Raw genomic sequence first — 25,529 nt, 5'->3', positions numbered from 1 at the left:
ATGAGTAAACCGTTAATCGTACAAAGTGATAAAACTATGCTTTTAGAGGTGGATAATCCTGAATTTGAAGCCTGCCAGCTAGTCGTATCTAAGTTCGCTGAATTGGAAAAAAGTCCCGAATACTTGCATACATATAGGATCTCTCCGCTTTCTCTTTGGAACGCAGCTTCTATCAAGATGAGCGCGGATGAGATTGTCCAATGCTTAGAGCAATACTCCAGATATTCCGTTCCTAAGAATGTGATCAATGAGATCAGAGAACAGATCGGTCGCTACGGAAAAGTAAAATTAGTCAAAGAAGAGAATGGGGATCTGTGTATTATCTCCAATGAAAAAGGCTTTCTCCAAGAGATCTCGAATCATAGAGCCGTTCAACCGTATATAGAAAAGACGGAAGGCGATAAGATTTATATTAAGAAAGAATTCAGAGGTCATATCAAACAGGCCCTGATCAAGATCGGTTTCCCTGTTGAAGATCTCGCCGGTTACGACGAAGGGAACAAATACGGATTCAATCTAAGACCTACTACCAAGTCCGGAAGAAAATTCGGAATGAGGGACTACCAAAGAGCTTCAGTGGAAGTATTCCATGCAGGAGGAGGCAACGAAGGTGGTTCCGGAGTTGTCGTGCTTCCTTGCGGTGCCGGAAAGACCATCGTAGGTATCGGTGTCATGCAGATCGTGGGTGCGGAAACACTGATCCTTGTGACCAACACTCTTTCGATCCGTCAGTGGAAGAACGAGATCCTGGACAAAACCGATATTCCTGAATCGGATATTGGGGAATACTCCGGAGAAGTGAAAGAGATCAAACCGATCACCATCGCAACTTACAATATTCTTACACATAGAAAGAAGAAGGGAGGAGACTTCACTCACTTCCATCTATTCAGCGCGAATAACTGGGGACTCATCGTGTATGATGAGGTTCACCTTCTTCCAGCTCCTGTCTTCCGTATGACTTCCGAATTGCAGGCAAAGAGAAGACTCGGCCTTACCGCGACTCTCGTTCGAGAAGACGGTTTAGAAGAAGACGTATTCAGCTTGATCGGACCTAAGAAATACGATGTGCCTTGGAAAGAGCTGGAAAGCAAATCCTGGATCGCAGAGGCAAAATGTAAGGAGATCCGTGTTTCCATGGAAGACGATCTTCGCATGAGATACTCCATCGCAGATGATAGGGAAAAATTCCGTCTGGCTTCCGAGAACCCTGAGAAACTCAAGGCAATCGATCTTATCATGAAGAAACACTCGGAATCGCATCTACTTGTGATCGGTCAGTACATCAATCAGTTGGAAGAGATCTCTAAGAAGTTCAAGATCCCTCTAATTACCGGAAAGACTCCTTTGGGAGAAAGACAAGAATTGTACGATGCATTTAGATCTGGACGAATCAAATCTCTTGTAGTGAGTAAGGTTGCGAACTTCTCCATCGACTTACCGGATGCGAATATCGCAATCCAGGTCTCCGGAACCTTTGGTTCTCGCCAGGAAGAGGCTCAGCGTCTGGGACGTATTCTCAGGCCGAAAGGTGAAGATAATACTGCAGTATTCTATTCTTTGATTTCTAGAGATACAAACGAAGAGAGATTCGGACAGAACAGACAGCTTTTCCTTACCGAACAAGGATACGAATACGAAATTTACACACTCGACCAATTCAGAGAATCTCTGGAAGAAAAAGTCGGGGCTTAATCAAAAGAGAGGACCAAATGGAATGGAACGCAAGAAGGCTGGATGTAATCGAGCCTTCACCCACTCTAGCCATCAGCGCTAAAGCGGCCGAATTAAAAAAGAAAGGCGAAGACATCGTTAGCTTCGGAGCAGGGGAACCTGATTTCGAAACTCCGGCTCATATCAAAGAAGCCGCAAAGAAGGCAATCGATAAGGGGCAAACCAGATATACAGCAGTTTCCGGAACGGTGGAACTGAAGAACGCAATTATAACCAAATTCAAACGTGATAACGGTTTAGAATATTCTACGAACCAGATCATCGTTGGAACCGGCGGAAAGCAGGTCATATACAATTTCTTTTTGGCAACCTTGAATCCCGGAGATGAGGTGATTATTCCTGCTCCGTACTGGGTGAGCTATGCGGATATCGTTCGCTTGGCAGAAGGGAAAGCGGTCATTCTTCCTACCAAAAAAGAAGAAGGTTTCCTACTTTCTCCGGAGCAATTGGAAAAAGCGATCACTCCTAAGACAAAGGTATTGATCCTGAATTCCCCTTCGAATCCTACAGGTGCGGCTTATAGTCGCAGTCAGTTGGAAGCTCTCGGCAAAGTAGTATTGAAACATAAGATCATGGTATTAAGCGATGATATCTATGAATGTATCAATTTTGACGGATTCCAATTTTCTAATATAGCAATGCTTTCTCCAGAGCTGAAGGAACTTACCTTTGTTGCGAACGGTGTATCTAAGGCTTACTCTATGACAGGTTGGAGAATCGGTTATGGAGCTGGTCCTGTAGATATCATTCGAAATATGGATACGATCCAAAGCCAGTCTACTTCCAATCCTTCTTCTATCTCTCAAGCGGCTGCAGAAGCTGCACTGACCGGAGACCAGGATTGCGTTGCTGAAATGGCAAAAGCCTTCCAAAAGAGAAGGGACTTAATCGTGGGTTTATTGAATGCGATCCCAGGAGTGGAAGTAAATGTTCCGCAAGGTGCATTCTATGTTTTCCCATATCTCACAGGAGTTTACGAGACCGAAGGGTTTAAAAAGCTCGCCGCCTCCAGTTCCGAAAAGAGCAAGAGTAAATTATTTTGTGCTCATCTATTAGATAAGTATAAAGTAGCTGCAGTTCCTGGAATCGCCTTTGGGGATGATAATGCTCTTCGACTCTCTTACGCAATGGGAGAGGAAGACATCAAGAAAGGCGTATCCAGAATCGCCGAAATGGTGCGGGATCTATCCCTCTAATACTGATGCCTGTACGCCGGCTGGTATATCTCATACTAATCGGTTTTCTTATCCGGCCTGTTTTCGGGCTGGATAAAGGGCAGTATTTGGTCTTAGAACCTGGGACTGAACTTTCTCTTTTTCCAGAGAAAAAGTCCGAGGTGCTTCGAAAGCTTTCCTTCGGAGAGATTCTTTCTTCCGAAAACCAAAAAAGTTCCGAGTCCAAGTTTCAGCTTCTTACCGACAAGGATGGACTGACGGGTTGGGTAGATTCAAAGGCATTGTTCAAGATAGGGAACAAGGGCACTTATACTACGATCACGAAGGCGATCGAAAGACTTCTTTACCAGGATTCCGGACCAAACGAACTCGAGTCCGTTTTCAGTTATCTGACTAAAGTGGAAGAAGGTCCACTATTCCAAGGAAATGAATTCCTACTTCTTAAGATCAGAAGATTAGTCGTTTTACAGAGATATCTGGATGTACTGCAATCTCCCGAATATAGATCCAAGAGCCGGCCTAAATTAGAAGAACTGCTGAAAAATTTTCCGAGCGAGGTTGGAGTATATTCTAAAAATGGAATATGGTCCGATTCTCTCACGAATGCTTCGGATCGCTCCAAATTGAAAGTAAGACCAGAAAGTTTTTGGAAAACCGCAGAAGCCTATCCGAATTCGAAACCAGGAGACTTTGCGGCGTATCTGGCTGTTAAACATACTCCTGAAGTAAAATGTGCAAAAGACCCAATTTGTGTCTTACAGGATGAAGAGAATCGAAGACTGAAATATTTACTTTTGCAACCGAATGGGAATTATTCTGTGATCTTTGCTTCTCATTTGGAGAAGAGACTTATTTCCTATACCAAGGATAAAGAAACACTCTTATGCGATACGAAATTGCAGAAAGAAGCTCAGATCCGTTCTTTTAAGACCAAGGTGCAGGAATTACCTTTTCGATATGGAAAAAAATTCCATCCTAAGTTGAAGATCATAGAAGAGGAATGCTTGAAGAAGTGAAACTCTCTTTTAAGGAATATCCAGCCAAGGAGACCGCTCGTTTTTCTTTTCCTATCTTGATCCTTCACGGATTGTTCGGCTCCTCCAAAAATTGGGTGAGTGTTGCAGATTTTTTAAGTCATTATTCCCATGTGTTCAGTCTGGATCTTAGAAACCATGGAGATTCTCCTCATTCTTCTGACCATACATTGCATTCAATGTCCCAGGACATTTTGGAATTTTTAGAAGATCATAATATTCCGAAAGCGATCATTCTGGGTCACTCCATGGGCGGTCTCGTTGCGATGACCTTCACCTTAGAACATCCGGAAAGAGTAGAAACCTTGGTCATCCAAGATATCGCTCCTAGGGACTATCCATTCAATTATGATTCCGAACTTGCAGTTCTGAGAACGGATCTTTCCAAATACAAGACCAGGCAAGAAATCGATCAGGCGACTTCTTCTTTTCTTCCGAATCCATTCATTCGGAATTTCTTATTGATGAATTTGGAGAGAACAGAAAGCGGATCTTATAAATGGAAGCTGAATGTGGAAGGGATTGCTTCTTCTAGAAGAATGTTCCAATCCCAATTCCCCGGGAATGAGAAAAAATATCTAGGCAATGTATTATTCATTACTGGTGGAAGTTCTGAGTATTTCCTGAAAGGAGACAAAGAAGTCGCAATCTCCTACTTTCCAAATGCAAGATTTGAAACGATTCCTGGCGGGGATCATTATATCCATTTCACCAAGGCCCAGGAATACCAAAGAATTCTCACGGGATTTATGGATTCCCTTCCTGCTTCTTAGGCAAGAGAAGACTATTTATTAGGGCGAAGACCCAGAAAAGAACCATTCCCGTCGGGACCAAGATCGTAAAATTATAATGTTTGAATGTTCCTAAGATTGCTGTGCAAAGGATAGCACTTGCAAGGGAGAGTGCGAGTCCAAGGTCGGAGGTTGTAATTTCTCTCCTTAAGAATGGAATTACCTCAGTCAAGAAGACTGCCACCATGGAACCCACTGTAAACGAAGATATTTTCAGTCCTAGTTCCAATAGACCTTTCGTATATTCTTCTGGCAAAGAAAAGAAGAAGAAAGAACTGCCAAAAAGCAGGACTGCAAAGAATGCAGAAGAAGATTTCTGTCCACCTAAGGACCAACCGAAATCGGCCTTGGCAGTTAAAGAAAGAGAATTGATAGAACTAGACAATGTGGACATAGTAGAAGCTAGGATCCCGGAGAGTAAGAGTCCCAAGAATGGAGCAGGTACTTCTTCTATTAGAAATTTGGAAAATACTTTGTCTTGGTTTAAGGTCTGTCCTGAAAATCTGTAGTAGAGAAATGTTCCAATCGCTAGGAAAAGAATCATCTGTAAAAACACTGCGATTCCGGAGCCTACCATTGCCTTTTGCGCATCTTTGATATTTCTAGCGGCAAGAGCTCTTTGCACAAACATTTGGTCTGCTCCATGAGTTCCTAGGCTGAGCAAGGCTCCTCCCAATACCGCCCAAGGAAGGAAGTATGTTGCATTCGTATTCGAAATTTCGACCGCTTGCAGCTTATGAGTTTCCCAGGCTTGTTTCAGTATTCCTAACGGATCGCCAAAAGATTGATAGAGTAGCACGAGTGCGAATACTCCTCCGAAGATATACACAAAATATTGTAGAGTATCTACCCACACTACGGATCGAAATCCTCCCTGCATCGTGTACAAGAGAGTTACAAAAGTGACGGAACCTAGGGTCCAGACCCCGATGGAATATTGAGACACTGGACTCGGGGAGATGCGATTGATCCCAACTTCTAAAAGCATAGCTACGGGAAGAGTAGAAGCATACAGTCGAACACCGTCTCCTAAAAGACGGGTCACTGAAAAAAGACCGGACATTGTTTTCTGAGACCTTCTTCCGAAACGAGTTCCCACCCATTCATAGACAGATAAAAAATTTCCGTGATAGGTGAGGGGCAAGAGTAATATTGCCACGACTATTCGACCTAGAATATAACCCAAGATCACTTGCAGAAATGTGAAATTGCCGGAGTATGCGATTCCTGGAACAGAGAGAAAAGTAAGTGCAGAAGTTTCCGTAGCTACGATCGAAAGAGAAAGAGGGATCCAAGAAAGGGAGCGCCCTGCTAGAAAGAACTCGTTTGATTCCGAGCTGTTTCTTCCCGCCTTATAACCGGAATACAGAACGATCCCAAAATATAGAAATACTACTAAAGCGTCGGACCAAGCAAAATGCATACGCGAGCAGTTTGGGAAGAATGGTCCCTAACTGCAAATCAGAATTCGAATTCACTCCTGATTCTTACTTCGGAATGCTCTGAAAAGCTAATGACTGTCCGAGAAAGATCCAAAAAATGGCAGAAGTCCTACTGACTTTTCAATTCTTCTTCGTATGAGCGGTCCGAAATATAAATTCCAGATCAAAGTTCCGGGAACTTCCGCCAATTTAGGTTCCGGATTCGATTTGCTTGGAATGGCATTTCAGATCTATAACGAATTTGTCTTCGAATTCGGAAAGACTTCCCAATTCCAACGTAGGATCAAGGGAAGAGACGATTCTCCATTTAGTGACGAAGAAGATCTAGTACTCCAATCCTACAAAGAATATTTTTCCACCTTCATATCCAATCAACTCTCTGCGCCGGCTGAACCGACTCCTTATTCGGTTGTAATGGATTTGGATCTTCCTTTAAAGGGAGGACTTGGCTCTAGTGCAAGCGCTGTGGTCGCTGGATTTTGTGCTGCGAGATTTGCTCAGGAAAAATATTTTCCGCAAACAAAACTTCCTAGCGAATCTGAATTCTTGTACAGACTCGCACTTTTAGAAGGTCATCCTGACAATACGACTCCTGCGTATCTAGGTGGATTCGTATTTTCCTATTTTGCAGAAGAAAGACTGTATTATTTCAAACGTAAGTTCCCTAAGAACATCCATTGTTTTTTTCTCATCCCTGAATTAGAGATCGCTACGAATCATTCCCGCAAATGTTTGCCGGAGACTTATTCTACTGCAGATGTGATCTATAATATGAGCCGAATGGCAACCTGGTGGGAATTCTTAGACTCTGGAAAGCCTGGTCTCTTAGAAAGAGCCTTGGAAGACAAAATCCATACACCTTACAGAATGAATGAGGAGTTTCCACTTCTTCCTTTGGTGAAGGAGATCCAAAATCTTTCGATCGGAGTCTCTCTTTCCGGAAGTGGTCCGACGGTTGTGGCTTATGCAAGAAGAAAGGATTCTAAGAGACTCGAGAAAAAGCTTCTGGAATTGACAGAAAAGTTTTCTAAAGAGAAGGGGATTGTGTGCAGGTTAGTCAGCCTAGGAACAGATACTATAGGCGCTAGAATCTCTTCTCGTAAGATTTCTTAATATCGAACGGATCATTCCTCGTCTTCAGAAAGTCTTTCCTTACCGAAAGAATAGAGTCCCTTCTTGTCCTTGGAACTGAGAGCAATCCCTGGATGTATTTTTTGCACGCTGAAGATAAATCTCATTCTTTCCTTTCCCATTTTATTCATGAAGAAATTAGAAGTTAAACCTATCTCGAAATACTGAGTCATCCTGTCTTTTGTGATCTTGTCGGAGATCCTAAAGGATGCTATTTGTCCTATGATCTCATGGCTTTCCAGTTTCTCGCTGGATTCCATTTTTGCGAAGTATTGCATGCGGGGAGGTTTCATAAGCACTGGGCCGGATCGATTGATCAGAATATCGTAATCTTCCGTGTCCTTTCCCTTCTTGAGAATGAACACTATATGATCGTCTTGGATTGCTTTGGAAAATGTAGGAAGATTACCGAATTTTTGGCCTACAGAGAATCTATATACTCTTGTACTTTCCGGCACCACTACTTCGAAACTATCTCCTTCGTCCGGAGGAAGCAACAATCCAGGTCTAGTTTTTGCAAAGTAAGGGCGTAAGATTTCCAAATAGATAAAGAAGCCCATTCCTAAGAACGCAATTAGGCTAAGGATCCATAGAGCAAGGTCCAACTTAGGAGAGAAGATTAAGGCTAAGGTATATTGCAAGTCTTAGCCTTTGAGATCTATTTTTTTGCCTTCGATCTTTCCTTTGGGAGAAGAGCTGAATCTTGAGCTAACGATCATCGATAAAAGGTCCTTCATTTGTTCTGGACTGATGACTTGGCTCATTCTCTCTTCCGCAGAAACAGGAGAAGGTTTCATGACGAGTTCGTCAGGGCTCGGTTTGTTTCCGATCTTCTCCAATTGTTTATCCAAACTATGGATATCCAAAGTATCTCCTTGGGTCTGTTCCAATTCCTGTTTGGGCTCCTTTACTGGTGGAGACCAAGTGCTTGTCGGGTAAGAGCCCGACTGAATACCGTTCACATTCATAAACCCAAACCTCCGTTTTCAGGTTCACCTTCCAAACTTTCCTCCCGAGGGGAGAGCAAGTTATCCATGAGAATTCCTTCTAAAGCCTAAACCCCCTCGGGTTTTCGAGGAAGGATTCCCCTATGTATTCCTATCGGAAATCGAATTGTTTGCTTAATTTTTTTTCGAAAGAATTCTTAAGGGAGATTGGTTTTCGCCACTTTTTCCTAGCGCTTTTGCCTTCCTAAATCCATGGAATTATTCGTTTGCGTCTAATAGTCAGCTTTCTAAATTGGCAGCTAGGGGAAAGATTTTCCCCACCTCGGAGATTATGTCAGAAGAAAATCCTTCCCGTTTTTGGGACCGCATCCCTTGGTCCAAACTCCAGATCGCTCTTCCTTGGGTCTTTCTGGGCTATGTTTTACTATCCATTTATCCAATCGTAAAATTCTTCCTTCCCGATCATTATATGTGGATCGGTTATAGACTTTATACGATTAGCGATGTAGAGAAGGAGAACCCTTCCGCATATCGCAGATATCTGCAGGAAAATAATCAGCAGATGTACAGACTCTTCTCTCAGTTAGCTTCTTCCGAGATCCTAAAGAGAGAAGCTGCTTCCAGAGGAGTTCCTGTCGAGGAATTGACCAAATTTGGGAGTGGCTATGAGCCAAGTCCGCAAGAGATCACACAGGCGTATAACCAGTTCAAGGACCAAGAGCTCAAAGGAAAATCTTTGAACGAAGTCCGCTCCGATATCGTTAACTATTTGAAAGCGGTTCAGGAAGATAGAGAGAAGCAAGCCTTCTACCAAGGACTCAGAGATAAATATGTAACCGAGATCAAGGGACCGGAACTTCCGCCACCTTCTCGCATTGCTATTGAGCCTAGCGAGAATCCTACCTTAGGACCGAACGATGCCAAGGTTACGATCATAGAATTTTCAGATTTCGAATGCCCATACTGCGCGATGAGCCAGACCACAACCAATTCCTTGAGAGAGCAGTACAAGGACAAGATCAAGTGGGTCTTCCGGGATTTTCCGATGTCTTTCCATAAGAACGCAATGTTCGCTCACGTTGCTGCGAATTGTTCCATTCCTCAAGGCAAATACTGGCAATTAAACAGCCTTCTTTTCCAAAACGGAAGAAAATTAGAAAAACAGAATGTAATGGCTTTAGCTAAGCAAGTTGGCCTAGATATGAATGCCTTCAATCGCTGTATCGCAGATGAAGCGGCGATCAAAAAAGAGATCGAATCCGATATGGTTGCAGGACAAAAATACGGTGTGAACGGCACCCCTGCATTCTTCATCAACGGTATCTTAGTAGAAGGGAATATGCCGATCCAGAATTTCACTAAGATCATAGACGAAGAGCTTAAGAAGAACTAATCGATTTCAATATATAGTAAGTTAGGAGTTACAAATCAAATGGCAAAAACAGTTAAGGTCGCAGTCACAGGCGCCGCAGGACAAATTGGGTATTCTCTTCTTTTTAGGATCGCTTCCGGGCAAATGTTCGGCGCGGATACCCCTGTCGAGATCCAAATGTTGGAGTTAGAAGCTGCATTACCGGCTGCTAAAGGCGTTATTATGGAATTGGAAGACTGCGCTTTTCCTCTTTTGCAAAAGGTTACTGTATCTGCAGACTTAGACACAGCATTCAAAGATATTAACTGGGCACTTCTTGTAGGTTCCGTTCCTAGAAAAGCGGGAATGGAAAGAAGCGACCTTCTGAAAATCAACGGCGGGATCTTCGTAAACCAAGGAAAAGCAATCGAGAAGAATGCTTCTTCCGACGTGAGAGTTTTAGTAGTAGGAAATCCATGCAATACAAACTGCTTGATCGCAATGAACAATGCGAAAGGAGTTCCTACCGAGCGTTGGTTCGCAATGACTAAATTGGACGAGAACAGAGCGAAGTCCCAATTAGCGATCAAGGGCGGTTCCCTCGTGAAAGATGTAACGAATGTTGCTATCTGGGGAAATCACTCTTCTACTCAGTATCCTGATTTCTTTAACGCTAAGATTGGCGGAAAGGTTGCTACCGATGTGATCAAGGATCACGACTGGTTGAAAGGAGACTTCATTAAGAACGTTCAACAGAGAGGAGCGGAGATCATTAAAGCAAGAGGAGCTTCTTCTGCCGCTTCTGCAGCAAATGGAGTTGTGGATACTGTTCGTCAGATCATTACTCCTACTCCTGCTGGAGATTGGTTCAGCGTTGCAGTTGCATCTGATGGTTCCTACGGAGCAGATAAGGGACTTATCTTCGGATACCCTGTGAAATCCGATGGAAACAAAGTAGAGATCGTGAAAGGTCTTGAATTGAACGATTTCGCTAAAGAAAAATTCAATATCACTCACGATGAACTGAAAGCTGAAAGGGACGAAGTTAAGGGAATGCTTTAATCCCGATTGAGAAAAAGTGCAGGAAACGAAACTAAAGAATCTTACTTTTCTTTCGCAGCTTCCTGCCTATTTCTCTAGGTTAGAATCTCAAAAGAGGGTCCGGACTCTGGATCCTCCTACCGGCCTGGACTTCTGTTCCAACGATTACCTGGGCCTATCTCAAAATCCTAAACTACTAGAAGCCCTAAAAGAAGGTATCGATCTATACGGAGCTGGTTCCACTGCGAGTCGTTTGGTCAGAGGCCATCGAAGCGTATTTGAAGAGCTCGAGTCTGAGTTCTCCAATTGGGTACATGCAGAATCTTCTCTTTTTCTCGCCAATGGATATGCGGCGAATGTAGGTGCGATTTCCTGTGTGGCGGACCCTTCTTATCTCATCTTTTGCGATCGCAAGAATCATGCTTCCTTAATGGACGGCGTTCGCCTCTCCGGTGGAAAGAAAGTCTATTATAGACATTCCGACCTGAATCATTTAGAGGAACTTCTTCAGAAATATTCCGGTCATGCAAATAAGATGATCGTAACAGAATCCATCTTCAGTATGGACGGGGACTCGAGTGATCTTTCTTCTCTCATTCATCTGAAGGAAAAGTACGGATGCCTATTGTATTTAGACGAGGCTCATTCCATTGGAGTTTTCGGAGAGAAGGGGGCCGGTCTTTCTTCTGCTCAAGTTCCATCACAAATCTCGAATATAGATTTTAGAATGTCTACTTTCGGAAAGGCCTTAGGTCTCGAAGGAGCAATGATCTCTACTTCTTCGGATGCTAGAAAATATCTACTTCATTCTGCTAGAACCTTTGTATTCTCCACGGCGCCCTTACCGGCAATCGCGCATGCGGGACTCTCCGCGATCCGTCTTGTAAAAGAAATGGATGCAGAAAGAGAGAAGGTTTTAAGTCATTCTGAATATCTTCGTTCTCGTCTTCACAAACTGGGCAAGGACACCGGCAATTCTTCTTCTCAAATCGTGCCAATCCTACTTGGATCAGAAGCAATTGCATTGGACCTCGCCGATAAATTGGCTAAGTCAGGCTTTCAAGCCAAGGCGATCCGTCCGCCTACTGTGGATGTTTCTAGGATCCGGGTCTCGATCAATGCTAAGGTCGAAAAGCAAGACTTGGACGGGTTCATTCGGATCATAAAGGAGAATTAATTTGTCCGTATTCGTGTCAGGGACAGGTACCGATGTCGGTAAGACCCTATTTTGTTCGCTTGTAATGGCCAAGTATGCGAAGTCTCTCGGCCTTAAGTATTTCAAGCCTATACAAACCGGATCTGATTCGGATCGAGTCAAGGTAATGAACCTGACCGGTTTGAATGAATCGCATTTTTTAAAGAATTATTATACGTTTGAACTTCCTGCTTCTCCTCATCTTGCTTCCGAAATGGAGAACACTCAAGTTGATACAGATGAACTCTCCAGACATCTATTCAGCATTAAGGGGGAGAAGATCCTTGTAGAAGGAGCGGGTGGTGTTTACGTGCCTCTCAACCGCTATTTCTTTACAATGGATCTTGTGGAACAGTCCAAACTTCCCTTGGTGCTTGTTGCCTCTACTGAATTAGGCACTGTGAATCATACTCTACTGTCTATAGAAGCGATTCGCAGGAGAGATATCCGTCTTTTGGGAGTCTATTTCATCGGGCCGGAGAATCCTTTGCGCTCCGATAATATCAGAACGATTATCGAGGCGGCTGAGATTGGCCTACTCGGAACTTTTCTCTTAGAAGAAAGAAAGTTGTCTAGACAGGAATTCTTAGATAAGGTTGTCGAAGAGTTCGATCCAGATAGAATTTTACCGGATATTCTTTTCCCTTGATTTGGCATCCTTATACAATCCAATTAGATTCCGATCCTCCCTTAAAGATCGTTTCCGCTAAGGAAGAATTCCTTTTTGATGAGAATGGAAAGGAATATATAGACGGGATCTCTTCTTGGTGGGTAAGCATTCACGGTCACAATCATCCTAAAATGGTGGCCGCAGTCCAAGAACAGGCAAATCAGTTAGACCACGTGCTTCTCGCAGGTTTTACTCATCCTCCCGCATTAGAATTGGCACATGAACTCTTAGAGTTTGCCGGCTGGAATTTTCATAAAGTAGTCTATTCGGATAACGGTTCCACTGCCTTGGAGATCATGCTCAAGATTGCATTGCAGTTCTTTCGAAACCAAGGCATGGAAAAGAAGAAGGTTTTTGTGACCTTCTCCGGTTCGTATCATGGGGATACGATAGGTGCAATGAGCGTAGGCGGCGATTCCGTATTCAATCGTGTCTTTCAATCCTTACTCTTTCCAACCCGTCATTTTCCTTCTCCAGCTTGCCATGATTGTCCTGTAGGCAAGGTCCCTCATTCTTGTACAGAAGATTGTTTGGATGAACTGGAGGCCTATTTATCCGGTCATTCGGAAGAAGTAGTCGGCGTACTCTTAGAGCCTTTGATTGCAGGTGTTGGTGGAATGCTTTTCCATAAGCCTGCTGTTCTTTCTCGCCTGAGAGAGATCACCAAACGTTATGGGGTGCTTCTTCTCCTGGATGAAGTGTTTACCGGTTTTGGAAGGACCGGCTATAATTTTGCATTCCAATCTGCAGGTATACAACCTGATATGATTGCTTTGGCAAAGGGATTGACCGCAGGGGCTCTTCCCTTAGCGGCAACTCTTGTGAGAGAAGAGATCTATAGGGAATTCGTCTCGGCTGATCCTTTAAAGGCATTCTTTCATGGACATACGATGACAGGCTATCCTGGGGGATGCGCTGCCGCACTTGCATCTTTGCGAATATTCAAAGAAGAAAATAGACTTGGGGATGTAAAAATCCTGGAGTCCTATATGGAAGAAGGCTGGGCCAAGCTTAGATCCGAATTCCCTGACAAGATCAAGAATGTAAGAGTCCTAGGTGCCGTAGGTGTTGGTGAATTATTTACCGGCAAGGAAGAGCCGGGCTATATTAGTTCTTTTGCAAGGGAATTTAAAAGGCTTTGCTTGGATAGGGGAGTGATCCTTAGGCCACTTGGGAATGTAATCTATATAACTCCTCCTTATAATATCTCTAAAGCTTCGCTACAAAAGATTTTCCAAGCGATCCGAGAAGCACTTGCTTACTATAAAGTCCCGGATTAGAGAACGGCGTTTTTTCACCCGAATTTACGATTGCCAAAGAGCCTAGGGCCTCGAATAATAACGGCAGAATGAAATCGACTCTCGAAACTCCAATCCCTACGGAAGAAAAAAGCCTATCCGAGGTTCCTAGTGTGATCACTAGAGAAGAAGCCTATGCTATAGTAAGCGGAGAGACTCCTTTGACCGAGGCTCTGGACAAGGCGTACAAGGTTCGGGAGAAATACTTCGGCAAGACGGTTCGAATTCACGTACTAGATAATATTAAGAACGGCCATTGTCCGGAAGACTGCGGCTATTGCGCTCAAAGAAAGAACGCCAACTCAGGCATCCAAGAATACTCTGTGAAAAGCTCTGAGGAGATCTTTGAGGACGCTGTAAAGGCCAAGGAAAACGGAGCCTATCGCTTTTGTATGGTTACTGCAGGAACTGGACCAAATGCTCCTACTACTGAAAAACTGGCACTTACCATTGAAAAGATCAGCAAAGAGCTTGGTCTGAAAGTATGCCTTTCTGCGGGTCTTTTGGATCAGGAGAAGGCTGAACGACTGAAGTCTGCCGGTTTGGACAGATACAACCATAACCTAAATACTTCCAAGGCTCATTATCCGGAAATTTGCGATACGCATACGTATGAGCAAAGGGTCGAAACGATCACTCACTTGATGAAAGCTGGAGTCGGAATGTGTTCCGGAGTGATCGTAGGAATGGGAGAGTCCCTTCATGATCTCGTAGACGTGATTTTCGAGATCAAGAATCTGAGAGTGATTTCCATTCCGGTCAATTTCTTTCTACCTATTGCTGGGCATGCGATCAAAAACCCGCAAGCTCTGAGCCCTGAGTTTTGTTTAAGGACCTTGATTGCTTTTCGTTTAGTGAATCCGGACTCTGAGGTCAGGATAGCTGCGGGAAGAGAAGGTCATTTGAGAGGTCTGCAAGGAATGGCATTGTATGCCGCCAATTCCTTGTTTGCTAGCGGATACTTGAACGTAAAAGGATCCGATGCGGCTGAAACTATTCGCACTATTTTGGATGCTGGATTCTATCCTGAGTTTTCTTCAGGACTAGGAGAGGAAATCGATTGGGAGGTGGCCTTAGGAAAAGATCATCCTTACGCTCCTGAAAATTTTCCAGACCTATACAAATACAAAAAGACAAAGAATTAGTTTTGGATTGCGAATCGATATCGTTTAGCATTTCTTACACGACCGGGAGAAATCTTCCCTGATAGGGTTTTCCGATCCTAAGGTGGCGTTTGGATTGAAACTCTAGTAGGGATGAAAATCCTGGATATATCGGAGATTGTCGGATGAAATATAAGATAGAGATCAATAAACTAAAAAACGGCTATATTGAAGCCAAATTGATCGATACAGTTTCCAATAACCCAATTGAATTTAGAATTTGTGACACTGAAGAATACTTACAGGCTCAGATTGCCGACTGGCATAAAAGATTCCATATGAAAGAATCTGAGAACTAAGAATTTTAGAGGGACCTAAGATCAAATGAAAGCGTTAGGGATTTGTTTTTTTCTATTTTCCCTAATCTCTTGTTCTGTTTTCCAACCCAGGACAGTGTATGATTATTACAACCCAGCTTTCAATTGCGTTGATAAGGTCGGAGTTAGGGATTCTAACGAATGGGAATCCTACCAAAAACTCTATTCTGATGCAGTCCTTGTTTACACCAACGAGAACAAAAAATTAAAGAAAGCGAATATAGTATTCGTAGGAAATAGCTTGGTAGCAGGCTTTCCCGCCGATCTAATCCAAGCGGATTTTCCAGGTTCCGTGAACCGAGGGATTCCCGGAGATATGACGGAACTTCTTCTTGGGCGCTTGGACTCGACTGTACTCGATCTAAAACCTTCTACAATCATTCTGGAGATAGGTGGAAACGATATCCGGGATGGAAAGTGCCTGGATTATATAGAAGGTATTCACAGGCAGCTGATTCGAAAGATCAGGACTAATCTTCCGAATACGAAAGTGTTGATTTTAGGCATTCCTCCTGTTCTAAATCGCAATGTGAATTCTATTTCACCTGTAGTAAATGCTTGGCTCCTTCGGATCGCAAACGAGAACCAGAATGTCAAGTTTTTGGATATCTGGCCGGAATTCAGACAGAGCAAGATCCCTTTTATTAAAGAAGAATTAGCGCTCTCATTTAATGGCAAAAAGGATCCGATCCACGTCAATCGAGACGCCTATATCATCTGGCTTCGTAAAATTAAATCTATTCTCCGATAATCAGAGTGATCTTATTTTTTAGCCCTAAAAACGATTCGGATCCTCAAAGATTATCCAACGCGCTTTTTGATCGATTCAAACAACCTGTCTTTATCGAAAGAAAGACGGAAATTTCCAAAGAGTATGTCTGCGATGTGTGGAATATCGATCGCTCTCTATCAAGAGAAGAATTGGTATATCTTAGACAAGAGCTGCATAGATTCAGAAAGATCGATCTCATACAGATCTCTTCCTTTATTCAAGGGGAAAGTCTTTTCTGCTTCGACATGGATTCTACTCTTATCCGAGAGGAAGTCATAGACGAGCTTGCAAGATTTGCAGGTGTCTATGAAGAAGTAGCCCATGTCACCAAAGAAGCAATGGAAGGAAATTTGAATTTCCAAGAGGCTCTCCAAAAAAGGTGTATGTATCTAAAGGATCTTCCTGTTTCCGTATTCGATGACTTGTATTTCAAATTGCATCCGAACCACGGAGTTCCTGAATTATTTAGCGGATTAAAAAGTAAAAACGCAAAGACTGCCGTATTTAGCGGTGGCTTTACAGACATATTAGAAAGATTTAAACAAGAATATTCTATCGATGAAGTCCGAGCAAATTACCTGGATAGAGAAGGGGACCGACTATTAGGTACAGTTTCTGGAACCGTAGTAGACAAGAATATTAAAAGAGATTCCCTTCTGGAGCTTCAATCTCGTTTTCAAATTGGAACAGAGAAGATAGTTGCTGTTGGAGATGGAGCTAACGACCAGCTCATGTTAGAAGCGGCGGGACTCGGGATCGGATTTCATGCTAAGGAAGGATTAAAATCCAAGATTAGCAATTGGATCGATTTCGCTTCTATGGATGTTCTACTTTATTTATTCGAAGATTTGAATTGATCCGTCTCGGATGATCCAATTTCGGAACCTCATCTCTTGCATGTTTTTCACGAGAGATGCTGGCTAAGACCATTTCTCTAAACGACTTTTAGTTTCCTCTAGAAGAGATCTTCTTCTTCCAATCGTCAAGTAAGCGTAAAGCTTCCAAAGGTGTCATAGATTCGATCGGAAGATCTATGATTTCCTTTTTGAAATCCTGCCAGAACTGTCCATCCGAACCTGGGGTAGGCAATTCTTGAAATAGGGAAGGCTCTCTTGTCTGGATACGAATCTCCTTTTTGCGAGACTCCATATCCGTCAGTATCTCGGAGGCACGTTTTACAACCGAATCAGGAACTCCTGCAAGTTGAGCCACGTAGATACCGAATGATTTCTTTGCCTTACCAGGTTTTACTCTTCTTAAGAAGATAACCTTATCATCCTTTTCTACGGTTTCCATGTGGATATTCCAAACTCCGGGAAGTCTAGAAAGTTCTGTCAATTCATGGTAATGAGTCGCGAACACTGTCTTAGGCCGAGGATGCATTTCGGAAAGACATTCAAGGATTGCCCAAGCGATACTCATTCCGTCATAAGTGGAGGTTCCTCTTCCAACCTCGTCAAAGAGAAGAAGGGACTGAGGAGTGCAGTTCTTGAGAATGTTTGCGGTTTCCTTCATCTCCACATAAAAGGTGGATTCTCCAGCATTCAGATTATCTCCTGCTCCGATTCTAGTGAATAAGCGATCGAGTATTGGGAGTCTTGCCTTCTCCGCAGCGACACTTGCTCCGATCTGAAACAGGATCTGATTCAAAGCGATTTGTCGCATGAATGTGGATTTACCCGCCATATTCGGTCCGGTTAGAATCGCGACTGCATTCTCTTGGCTGTCCAAGTTTACATCATTCGGAGTAAATTTGATCCCAACCGGAAGACTTGCTTCAACGACTGGATGGCGAGAGGATTTCATTTCTAAAGAAGAATCTTCACTTAGCTCTGCTCTCTTCCAACCGAAACTTTCTTCTGCTTTTAAGAGAGAGATCTGAAAGTCTAGGTCTCCGAATTCTTCTGAGACGATTAGAAGTTCCGGAGAATATTCCAGAACTGTTTGGACCATTTTTTCGAACTCGATTCTTTCTACTTTCTGGATGATCTCGTCCGCTTCTAAAATTGTTCTTTCGATTTCTTCTAAGCGGCTTGTCGTAAATCTTTCCGAGGTAACCAAGGTTTGCTTTTTCAAGTATTCCTTTGGCGCCTGCTCCGCTTGGACTCGCGAGATCTCTATAAAGTAGCCCACGATCTTATTGTATTTTATCTTGAGTGTGGAGAGTCCCGTTTTCTTCTTCTCTTCGGTCTCTAACGCGAGGATCCAGTCTGCACCTTTGGATCCAGCTTCTCTCGCCTTATCTAAAGACGGATCGAATCCATCTTTTAAGAATTTGCCGTTCCCGAGAATAACTGGCAGTTCGTCCGTATGAATTCTATCTTCTATATAATCTTTCAGAGAATCCAATTTTTCAGGTTTGGTGATCGGATAACCTAAAGGAGAAAGGATTGCCTGTATCGAATCCAAAGTTTCGATCGAAGAAAGAATCGTCTTAAAGTCCCTTGGATACGGTTTATTTCCACGAAATCTTCCGAGTATTCTTTCCAAGTCTCCAAGATCACGCAAGGCTTGGATCAATTGAGCCAGAGGGATCTTCTTGATAATATCTTGCTTTTCCCATCTGGATTTTAGAATAGCAGGATCCGTTTCAGGAAATAGGATCCGTTGCTTTAATACTCGTTTGCCCTTAGCAGTGGAGCAGAAATTTAGAACGGAAAAGAGAGTATGACCCTTGTCATCCTTTTCATTCTCGATCAGCTCTAGATTCAGGATGGTCTCTCTGTCCATCTCCAAATAGGAGCCGGTTTGCAAGATCCTCGGTTCTCTTAAAGTAAGAGTTCCGTCTCTATAATTCTCTCGGATATAATATTCAAGGCATCGTGTTACTATATGAAATGGATCCTTTGCCGGATCTGCCCCGAGCTTGGATTCGTCCAAAACGGTAAATTGCCTTTCGGCGAAATTTTGCCAGGTACGGATCTTTTCTAGATCTTTCGAGAAGATGCAAATCTCGCTTGGTTTAAATTTTACTAATTCACTTTCCAATACTTCCGTCTTAGAAATGGGAACTGCAAAATGTAAAACTTCTCCCGTGGAAACATCCGCCATTCCCACGAAGATAAGAGCTGCCTTAGGAACTATTGCGCAAAGATAGTTGTTCTGAAAACCGGAGAGTAGATGTTCTTCGATAACAGTGCCCGGTGTGATGATCCGCACCACATCTCTTGTCATGAGTTTGGTGTTTCCATCTTCTGGTCTGGATTGTTCGCAGACCGCTATTTTCTTTCCCGCCGAAAGAAGTTTGGAAATATATCCGTCTTTGCTATGAAATGGAATACCGCACATAGGCACGGAATTCTGGCGCTTGGTAAGTGCTATGTCTAAAATAGAAGAAGCGATCTTGGCATCTTCCAAGAACATCTCATAGAAGTCTCCCATGCGAAAGAATAGAATGGAATCGGGAAACTTGGCCTTGATCTCCAAATACTGACGCATCATCGGAGTGTCCAAGGCTTCTGTTAGATCAGGGGAATTATTTTCCGTTATTTGCGCTTCTTTTGGCATTTTGAATAAATTTCCGGATGAGATTGGGATCCTTTATCCCGGGAGAGGATTCTACGCCGCTAGCTACGTCTACTCCGTAGGCACCGGTTTGTTGCAATGCTTTGGAAACGTTTTCAGGAGTAAGTCCTCCTGCGAGCAAATAAGGTCTTTTTACCTCACTTACATGCTCCCAAGGAAAGCTTTCTCCCGTTCCGCCTCCCGCAGAAGGATTATAGCTATCTAGTATTAATAAATTCGAATCTAGAAAAGAGAGAGAATCGTCGCTGACCGGACCTCTTACTCTATAGGAAAGTATTCTTGAATCCCTGTCTTGGTACAAAGGAGAAGTATACCCCGGCGACAAACAATCATCGCTAACGTATTGCACATAATCGTATTCCAGATTTTTCAATATGGATTCGATATAGGATCCGGCAGATTTATAAAATAAGAATACGATTTTGGGTCGCAAAAAAGAAGGTACCGATGTATATAAGTAAGTTACCAGAATTTCGGCTTCTTTCGGGGAGACTAGTCTGGGACTGGTAGAGACGAAGTTGAGCCCGATCAGGTCGGCGCCTTCTTCAATGCTTACCTTGAGATCGTCTACTTGGCGTAATCCGCAGATTTTTACTTTCGGGGTTTGGGACATGCAGCTTTATTTTCTATACAAGACCAGGACTTTCCCAAGTCAAGTATGATCGACCACCGCTTTTTCCTAGAAGATAAAAGAAGTCTTAGGCTCCTGGTTTTGGGAAATCGGGAAATTTCCGGAGACTCAACGGACCCCGAGTTTATTCGCTCTAGAGTCTCTCAAGCAACTCAAATCCCAGGCAGTGAGATCTTTCTCATGGACCAGGAGCATGGAACCACGGTCATCGAAGCGGATGATTTCCAGGAGGGCGTTCCAAAGGGAGACGCTCTATTTACCACCAAGCCTAAAAAGATCCTAGTCGTAAAAACTGCGGATTGTCTTCCGATCTTCTTTTGGACTGGAAGGCCGGCCTTAGTAGGGGTTATTCATTCCGGTTGGAAGGGAACACTTGCAGGAATTACAGAAAAGACCTTGGGAATCGTTCAGAAAAAATATGGGATCGATCTGGAGCTAGTGCATTTTTATCTAGGACCCTATGCAACCGGAAAGAACTATGAAGTAGGGGAAGATGTTGCTTCTCTATTTAGGAAAGAAGTTCCTAATTCTCTGAAGCCTGCGAGTGAACCTGGAAAATTCCTATTGGAACAAAAAACATTTCTGACCCATAGGATTAAAAGTTTAGGAGTGCAACCTTTCTTGGAAACGGCGGGTGTATGCACTATGACTGCGAATTCAGGATACTTCAGCCACAGAAGGGGAGATACGAATCGAAACTTAAACTGTATTTGGTTGGAGTAAAAGAGCTACTCCAACCAATTCAGGATCTAGATCTTGATTGTCTTACGAACGGTTGCGTTTGCTTTTTCTAAAACCTTCTCACGTTTGATGGGTTTCACGATATAATCCATGATCCCATCATCGGTTAGAGTTTTGATGACTGCAGGTGTGTTCTCGTCGGTGATCACGATCACTCTAGGGAGAACTCCCAAGTCTTTTATCTCATAGAATGCAGCAAATCCGTCTAGGACAGGAAGATGAAGATCCAAGGTGATCAGATCCACCTTGCGATTGTCCTTGTACATGTTCAGAAGTTCTTTGCCTGTTTCGGCAAATCCGACTACTTCGTAACCTTCAGACTCCAATATCTGAGCCAACTGCTTGGCTTGGAATTTGGAATTTTCCGCAATGATTACCTGATACGGTCTTCCGGAAGGAGCTACTCCGCCTTTCATCTGTCACCATCCCCGTTTATTCAAGAAATTTACAAAACCTTTTCTATTTCTATTCCGATTTCTTCGGTTCCCAAAATTTGAGCGCCTTTCTCGGCGATGTCTCTGGTTCGTTTTCCATCGGAAATCACTTTTCTAACTGCGCTCTCTATTTTGGCTGCTTCTTCTTCCATAGAGAATGAATAACGTAGCATTAAGGCAGCACTTAGAATCTGAGCGATCGGATTTGCAATACCTTTTCCTGCGATATCAGGTGCAGAACCACCGGAAGGCTCGTAAAGCCCAAAGCCGGATTCGGAAAGAGAAGCAGAAGGAAGCATTCCGATCGAACCTGTGATAATGGAAGCCTCGTCGGAAAGAATATCTCCGAACATGTTTTCGCAGAGGATCACATCGAATTGCTTCGGATTCACGATCAATTGCATAGCCGCGTTATCTACGTATAGATGGGATAATTGGACGTCGGAAAATTCACGTTTGTGCAAATCGATTACGACTTCTTTCCAAAAAACGGAAGTGGTTAAAACGTTCGCTTTGTCTATACTTGTGACTTTATTATTTCTTTTTCGGGCCGCTTCGAAGGCGACTCTCGCCGCTCTTTCTATTTCTCTGCGGGAATATCTCATCGTGTCGAATGCGAATTCCTCTGCGCCTTTTCCTTCTCTACCCTTTGGTTGGCCGAAATAGATCCCAGAGGTTAATTCTCTTAGGATCAAAATGTCCAAACCGTCTCCGATAATCTCTCCTTTAATCGGAGATGCATTTCTGAGTTCCGGATAAATGATCGCAGGCCGAAGATTTGCAAATAGATCGAAATGTTTGCGTAAGGGAAGAAGAGCTCCTCTTTCCGGTTGTTTTTCTGGAGGAAGGGATTCCCATTTAGGACCACCGACGCTTCCGAATAGAATGGCGTCCGATTCCTCGCAAAGCTTCAATGTTTCAGGAGGAAGAGGCTCTCCCGTCTTGTCGATGGCGATTCCGCCTACATAGGCTTCCGTAAATTGGAAGTCGGAGGCCTTAGAGCCGAGGGCTTTTTTTAGGACGGACAGGGCCACTTTCATGACTTCCGGTCCGATCCCATCTCCCGCTAATACGGCTACTTTTTTCATAAAGTTGGATTCCTTTTTCTTTCTATTGGTTTTGAAAATGAGTCAGGACGGATTCTAAGATATCCAATCCTTCGTTTAAATATTGAGTAGAGATCGTGAGAGCAGGCATGATACGAATGACTGTGTCTCCTGTTGCGTTTACGATCAGACCTTTTTCTAAACAGAGTTCTGCGACTTGGCGAGAAGGAATGGTAAGCTCCACTCCTATATGCAGACCTTTTCCTCTAATCTCTTTTACGATCTTGAGTTTGTCTTTGATCTGATGCAAACGACTGAGCGCGATCTCTGAGCAAGAGTTTACATTCGCAAGAATGTCTCTTGTCTGGATGATCCGAATGGTTTCATACGCGATTGCGGCGCCAAGGTGGTTTCCTCCGAAGGTAGTTCCATGAGTTCCCTTTGCGAGAACGTCCTGGTATTTTTCCGCAACTACCAAGGCTCCGATCGGAAAACCGGACCCAAGACCTTTTGCAAGCATCATGATATCAGGAGAAAACCCGAATGTCTCGAACGCAAACATGGTTCCCGTTCTGCCGAATCCGGTTTGGATCTCGTCGAGAATAAGAAGCGCCTCGTTCTCGAGTGTAAGCTCTCTTGCAAGGTTCATGTATCCGTGAGTCAATGGAATGATCCCACTTTCTCCGATGATCGGTTCTGCAATAAAAGCAACCACTCTACCTGCGAATCTTTCGAATGCGGCGACTAATTCTTCCTCGTTGTTTGGACTTACGAATTCGATTCCGTCTAGAAGTCTTCCGAAACCGGTATGAAGTTTTTTCTGTCCAGTTAGGCTGATTCCGGAAACAGATCTTCCGTGAAAACTCTTATGCAAGGAAATGATCACTGGATCATGGATCTGTTTTTGTTCCGCATAAGCTCTTGCTAATTTGAAAGCAGCTTCCGTAGCTTCCGTTCCCGAATTGCATAAGAAAACTTTTCCGGGAAAGGTATTCAATATGAGAAGCTCCGCTAATTTAGATGCTTCTTCCGAATAGAACCAGTTGGAAGTATGCATGAGCTTATCGATCTGAGTGCGAATTGCTTCGATAATATCCGGATCGCTATGGCCCAGATTTGTGACTGCCACTCCAGAAAGAAAATCAATGTACTGCTTGTTGTTTTGGTCGAAGAGTAACTCATTTACACCGTAGCGGAATGCGACAGGATAACGGTTGAACAGATCTAAAAGATATTTGTCCGTAAGTTCTTTGGTTGTTTGGAATTCGCTCGCTGTATCGTTCATTTTAAACCCGCCAATTGTAAAAATAATGCTTCTGTTTCTTTTAATTCGTCTAGTAACTCAGTCGTGAGTTTTGGGATCTCGGATTCTTTTTGGGGAGCAGTCCTGCTCTTAAAAGAAGAATAGATCTTGATCTTTGGTTCCGTTCCGGAAGGCCGAATGGTAAGTTTCGCTGATCCTTCTAATTCCAACTGGATCACATCCGAAGAAGGAAGGCCGGAAAATGCGGATTTGGATGCGCTTCCCTTTGCAGTCTTGCTCTTAAAATCCAAGAACCCGGTGACTTTACGTTTTCCTAAAGTCTTTCCGATTAGATCGTTTTCTCTCAAGGATTGCAATGAATCTTGGATCTTCTTCTTGCCTGCAAGACCTTCCAAGGTAAGAGATTTAAGACCTTCTTGGTAGAGACCGTATTTTAAATAGATCTCGTTCATGTAGGAGAGTAGGTCCTTCTTCTCCGCCAGAACTTCTACAAGCAAGAGTGCAGAAGAAAGGCTGTCCTTATCTCTTACAAAATTTACGGGAAGGTATCCGTAAGATTCCTCTCCTCCGAATAGGAAATACTGGGTCTTATTCTTGTCCAGCTTGCCCATGACTTCCGCAATGAATTTGAATCCTGTGAGTACGTTTTTCAGTGCTAGTTTATTCTTCTTAGCGATATCTGCCTGAAGATCTGTGGTAACCACAGTCTTGACTAGCACAGGTTTCTTTCCCTTCTTAGGCTTGGCGGAAACCTTTTCTGCGAGATACGCAGCAAGAATAGAACCGATCTGGTTCCCGTTCAAAAGAGTGTATCCACCTTCCTGATTCTTGACTCCTATCCCGAGTCTATCCGCATCAGGGTCGGTCGCAATGAATGCGTCCGCTCCGATCTTTTCGGAAAGCTTTTGGCTGAGAGCAAGTGCTTCTGGCTCCTCAGGATTCGGGAATTTTACCGTAGGAAATTCTCCATCCGGATCTTTTTGCTCTGGAACTAGAGTCACATTCTTATATCCGAAATCATTTAATAATTTCTTCATATAATATCCGCCTGTTCCGTGCAGCGGAGAATAAACCAGACGAATCTTAGATCTATCTTTGGCGGAGACCTTCGTGGATACGATCCCTGATTTTTTAAGATCCTTCAGATAATTTGCAAAGCAATCCGCTCCGGCCTTAACGACTAGCTTTTTATAAGCTGGATCTTTAGGAGAAAGGAATTTGATCTCATTCCAGTCTTGCACCTTTTCGATGAGAGAAATAATCTTTTTGTCATCGGGAGGAGCGAGTTGTTCTCCTTTCGCAAGGTAAGCTTTGAACCCGTTGTATTCGGGCGGATTATGAGATGCAGTCAATACGACTCCTCCGGTTGCTTTGTAATAACGAACAGCATAGGAGAGAAGAGGAGTAGGAGCTACTTCTGAAAATAAAATGACTTTGATTCCATGAGCTGCGGCGACTCCTGCGGTGACCTCTGCAAACTCTCTGGACCTTCTTCTGGAATCGTAAGCGATGACTAGGATTGGTTTTTTGGTTTTCTTTACTAAGTATCTGGAGAAACCGAGCGCGGCTTTGCCTACGGTGAATTCATTCATTCTACCGATGCCGTTTCCTATCCTTCCTCTCATTCCGCCGGTGCCGAATTCTAAGGGTACTGTGTACGCCTCTATTTCCAATCCGGAGGTTTCTCCCTTTTGGAAACGACTCAGGATGGATTTCGCTTCTTCTTGCACCTTTGGCGGAAAAGGGGCCTTGGTCCAGGATTCTATAAGTTTCGATTCGGTAGCCATTTGTTTCTCTAGTTCGCCCTTACTTGGAATAAAAATTCTA

At 43.5% G+C, this 25,529-nt stretch carries 24 protein-coding genes; 15 read left to right on the top strand and 9 right to left on the bottom strand.

Annotated features, from left to right (window positions below; genetic code table 11):
- The 4 genes from EHO59_RS15370 to EHO59_RS15355 all read left to right on the top strand — a co-directional run bounded on the left by EHO59_RS15370 (position 1) and on the right by EHO59_RS15355 (position 4,716).
- Positions 1–1,695, top strand: a complete 1,695-nt coding sequence (locus EHO59_RS15370) for a DNA repair helicase XPB (protein WP_135589346.1) — start codon at positions 1–3, stop codon at positions 1,693–1,695.
- 17 nt (positions 1,696–1,712) lie between these two features.
- Positions 1,713–2,930, top strand: coding sequence for a pyridoxal phosphate-dependent aminotransferase (locus EHO59_RS15365; RefSeq protein WP_135589345.1), 1,218 nt, complete (start codon positions 1,713–1,715; stop codon positions 2,928–2,930).
- An 86-nt stretch (positions 2,931–3,016) separates the two neighbouring features.
- The gene (locus EHO59_RS15360; protein WP_246052967.1) at positions 3,017–3,925 is read left to right on the top strand and encodes an SH3 domain-containing protein; all 909 of its coding nucleotides are present in this window, start codon (positions 3,017–3,019) and stop codon (positions 3,923–3,925) included.
- Complete coding sequence (locus EHO59_RS15355) at positions 3,910–4,716, top strand: alpha/beta fold hydrolase (protein ID WP_135589344.1); 807 nt, start codon at positions 3,910–3,912, stop codon at positions 4,714–4,716. Before EHO59_RS15360 ends, EHO59_RS15355 begins: the two co-directional genes overlap by 16 nt.
- Here the strand turns inward: EHO59_RS15355 and EHO59_RS15350 are convergent.
- Positions 4,691–6,157, bottom strand: coding sequence for a sodium:solute symporter family transporter (locus EHO59_RS15350; RefSeq protein ID WP_135589343.1), 1,467 nt, complete (start codon positions 6,155–6,157; stop codon positions 4,691–4,693). The two genes, EHO59_RS15355 and EHO59_RS15350, sit on opposite strands and share 26 nt — an antisense overlap.
- A 154-nt stretch (positions 6,158–6,311) precedes the next feature.
- On the opposite strand from EHO59_RS15350, the gene thrB reads away from it, so the two are divergent.
- Positions 6,312–7,289: a homoserine kinase gene (gene thrB, locus EHO59_RS15345; protein WP_135589342.1), complete on the top strand. Its 978-nt coding sequence runs from the start codon at positions 6,312–6,314 to the stop codon at positions 7,287–7,289.
- Positions 7,290–7,300: 11 nt separating this feature from the next.
- Here the strand turns inward: thrB and EHO59_RS15340 are convergent, their stop codons facing one another.
- A complete protein-coding gene (locus tag EHO59_RS15340) occupies positions 7,301–7,948 on the bottom strand; it encodes a hypothetical protein (RefSeq protein WP_135589341.1) in 648 nt (215 codons plus the stop codon).
- A 3-nt stretch (positions 7,949–7,951) separates the two neighbouring features.
- Entirely contained in the window at positions 7,952–8,275 is a 324-nt protein-coding gene (locus EHO59_RS15335) for a hypothetical protein (protein WP_135589340.1), read from the bottom strand.
- A 310-nt stretch (positions 8,276–8,585) separates the two neighbouring features.
- On the opposite strand from EHO59_RS15335, the gene EHO59_RS15330 reads away from it, so the two are divergent.
- The 9 genes from EHO59_RS15330 to serB all read left to right on the top strand — a co-directional run bounded on the left by EHO59_RS15330 (position 8,586) and on the right by serB (position 16,918).
- A complete protein-coding gene (locus EHO59_RS15330; RefSeq protein ID WP_135589339.1) occupies positions 8,586–9,647 on the top strand; it encodes a DsbA family protein in 1,062 nt (353 codons plus the stop codon).
- 39 nt (positions 9,648–9,686) lie between these two features.
- The gene (locus EHO59_RS15325; protein WP_135589338.1) at positions 9,687–10,667 is read left to right on the top strand and encodes a malate dehydrogenase; all 981 of its coding nucleotides are present in this window, start codon (positions 9,687–9,689) and stop codon (positions 10,665–10,667) included.
- A 16-nt stretch (positions 10,668–10,683) separates the two neighbouring features.
- Complete coding sequence (locus tag EHO59_RS15320) at positions 10,684–11,823, top strand: aminotransferase class I/II-fold pyridoxal phosphate-dependent enzyme (RefSeq protein WP_135589337.1); 1,140 nt, start codon at positions 10,684–10,686, stop codon at positions 11,821–11,823.
- Between the two features lies 1 nt (position 11,824).
- Positions 11,825–12,490 carry a dethiobiotin synthase gene (gene bioD / locus EHO59_RS15315; RefSeq protein WP_135589336.1) on the top strand — a complete coding sequence of 222 codons (666 nt, stop codon included), beginning with the start codon at positions 11,825–11,827 and terminating at the stop codon, positions 12,488–12,490.
- Complete coding sequence (gene bioA, locus EHO59_RS15310; RefSeq protein WP_135589335.1) at positions 12,487–13,791, top strand: adenosylmethionine--8-amino-7-oxononanoate transaminase; 1,305 nt, start codon at positions 12,487–12,489, stop codon at positions 13,789–13,791. Before bioD ends, bioA begins: the two co-directional genes overlap by 4 nt.
- A 68-nt stretch (positions 13,792–13,859) precedes the next feature.
- A complete protein-coding gene (gene bioB, locus EHO59_RS15305) occupies positions 13,860–14,954 on the top strand; it encodes a biotin synthase BioB (protein WP_135589334.1) in 1,095 nt (364 codons plus the stop codon).
- A 143-nt stretch (positions 14,955–15,097) separates the two neighbouring features.
- Positions 15,098–15,271, top strand: coding sequence for a hypothetical protein (locus EHO59_RS18210; protein WP_008591702.1), 174 nt, complete (start codon positions 15,098–15,100; stop codon positions 15,269–15,271).
- A gap of 25 nt (positions 15,272–15,296) precedes the next feature.
- Entirely contained in the window at positions 15,297–16,040 is a 744-nt protein-coding gene (locus EHO59_RS15300; RefSeq protein WP_135589333.1) for a GDSL-type esterase/lipase family protein, read from the top strand.
- A 92-nt stretch (positions 16,041–16,132) separates the two neighbouring features.
- Positions 16,133–16,918 carry a phosphoserine phosphatase SerB gene (gene serB, locus EHO59_RS15295; protein WP_246053054.1) on the top strand — a complete coding sequence of 262 codons (786 nt, stop codon included), beginning with the start codon at positions 16,133–16,135 and terminating at the stop codon, positions 16,916–16,918.
- Positions 16,919–17,006: 88 nt separating this feature from the next.
- Here the strand turns inward: serB and mutS are convergent, their stop codons facing one another.
- Together mutS and EHO59_RS15285 are read right to left on the bottom strand one after the other, a co-directional pair.
- Positions 17,007–19,568 carry a DNA mismatch repair protein MutS gene (mutS, locus tag EHO59_RS15290; protein ID WP_135589331.1) on the bottom strand — a complete coding sequence of 854 codons (2,562 nt, stop codon included), beginning with the start codon at positions 19,566–19,568 and terminating at the stop codon, positions 17,007–17,009.
- A complete protein-coding gene (locus EHO59_RS15285) occupies positions 19,537–20,199 on the bottom strand; it encodes a phosphoribosylanthranilate isomerase (RefSeq protein ID WP_135589330.1) in 663 nt (220 codons plus the stop codon). Before EHO59_RS15285 ends, mutS begins: the two co-directional genes overlap by 32 nt.
- Before the next feature lie 45 nt (positions 20,200–20,244).
- Between EHO59_RS15285 and pgeF the strand changes: the two genes are divergently transcribed.
- Entirely contained in the window at positions 20,245–20,940 is a 696-nt protein-coding gene (gene pgeF / locus EHO59_RS15280; RefSeq protein WP_135589329.1) for a peptidoglycan editing factor PgeF, read from the top strand.
- 26 nt (positions 20,941–20,966) lie between these two features.
- Here the strand turns inward: pgeF and EHO59_RS15275 are convergent, their stop codons facing one another.
- The 4 genes from EHO59_RS15275 to EHO59_RS15260 are packed head-to-tail and all read right to left on the bottom strand — an operon-like array spanning position 20,967 to position 25,489.
- Entirely contained in the window at positions 20,967–21,374 is a 408-nt protein-coding gene (locus EHO59_RS15275; protein ID WP_135589328.1) for a response regulator, read from the bottom strand.
- A gap of 29 nt (positions 21,375–21,403) precedes the next feature.
- On the bottom strand, positions 21,404–22,480 hold the full coding sequence (gene leuB / locus EHO59_RS15270; protein WP_135589327.1) for a 3-isopropylmalate dehydrogenase: 1,077 nt from the start codon (positions 22,478–22,480) through the stop codon (positions 21,404–21,406).
- Between the two features lie 22 nt (positions 22,481–22,502).
- Positions 22,503–23,723, bottom strand: coding sequence for an acetylornithine transaminase (locus EHO59_RS15265; RefSeq protein WP_135589326.1), 1,221 nt, complete (start codon positions 23,721–23,723; stop codon positions 22,503–22,505).
- Positions 23,720–25,489 carry a phospho-sugar mutase gene (locus EHO59_RS15260; RefSeq protein WP_135589325.1) on the bottom strand — a complete coding sequence of 590 codons (1,770 nt, stop codon included), beginning with the start codon at positions 25,487–25,489 and terminating at the stop codon, positions 23,720–23,722. The genes EHO59_RS15265 and EHO59_RS15260 overlap by 4 nt, the downstream gene beginning before the upstream one ends.
- Positions 25,490–25,529 lie beyond the last annotated feature (40 nt).

It is taken from the genome of Leptospira semungkisensis (assembly GCF_004770055.1).
Lineage (GTDB): Bacteria > Spirochaetota > Leptospiria > Leptospirales > Leptospiraceae > Leptospira_B > Leptospira_B semungkisensis.
Note: the sequence above shows the minus strand (reverse complement) of the source record. Positions and strands in the feature narration are given on the sequence as shown.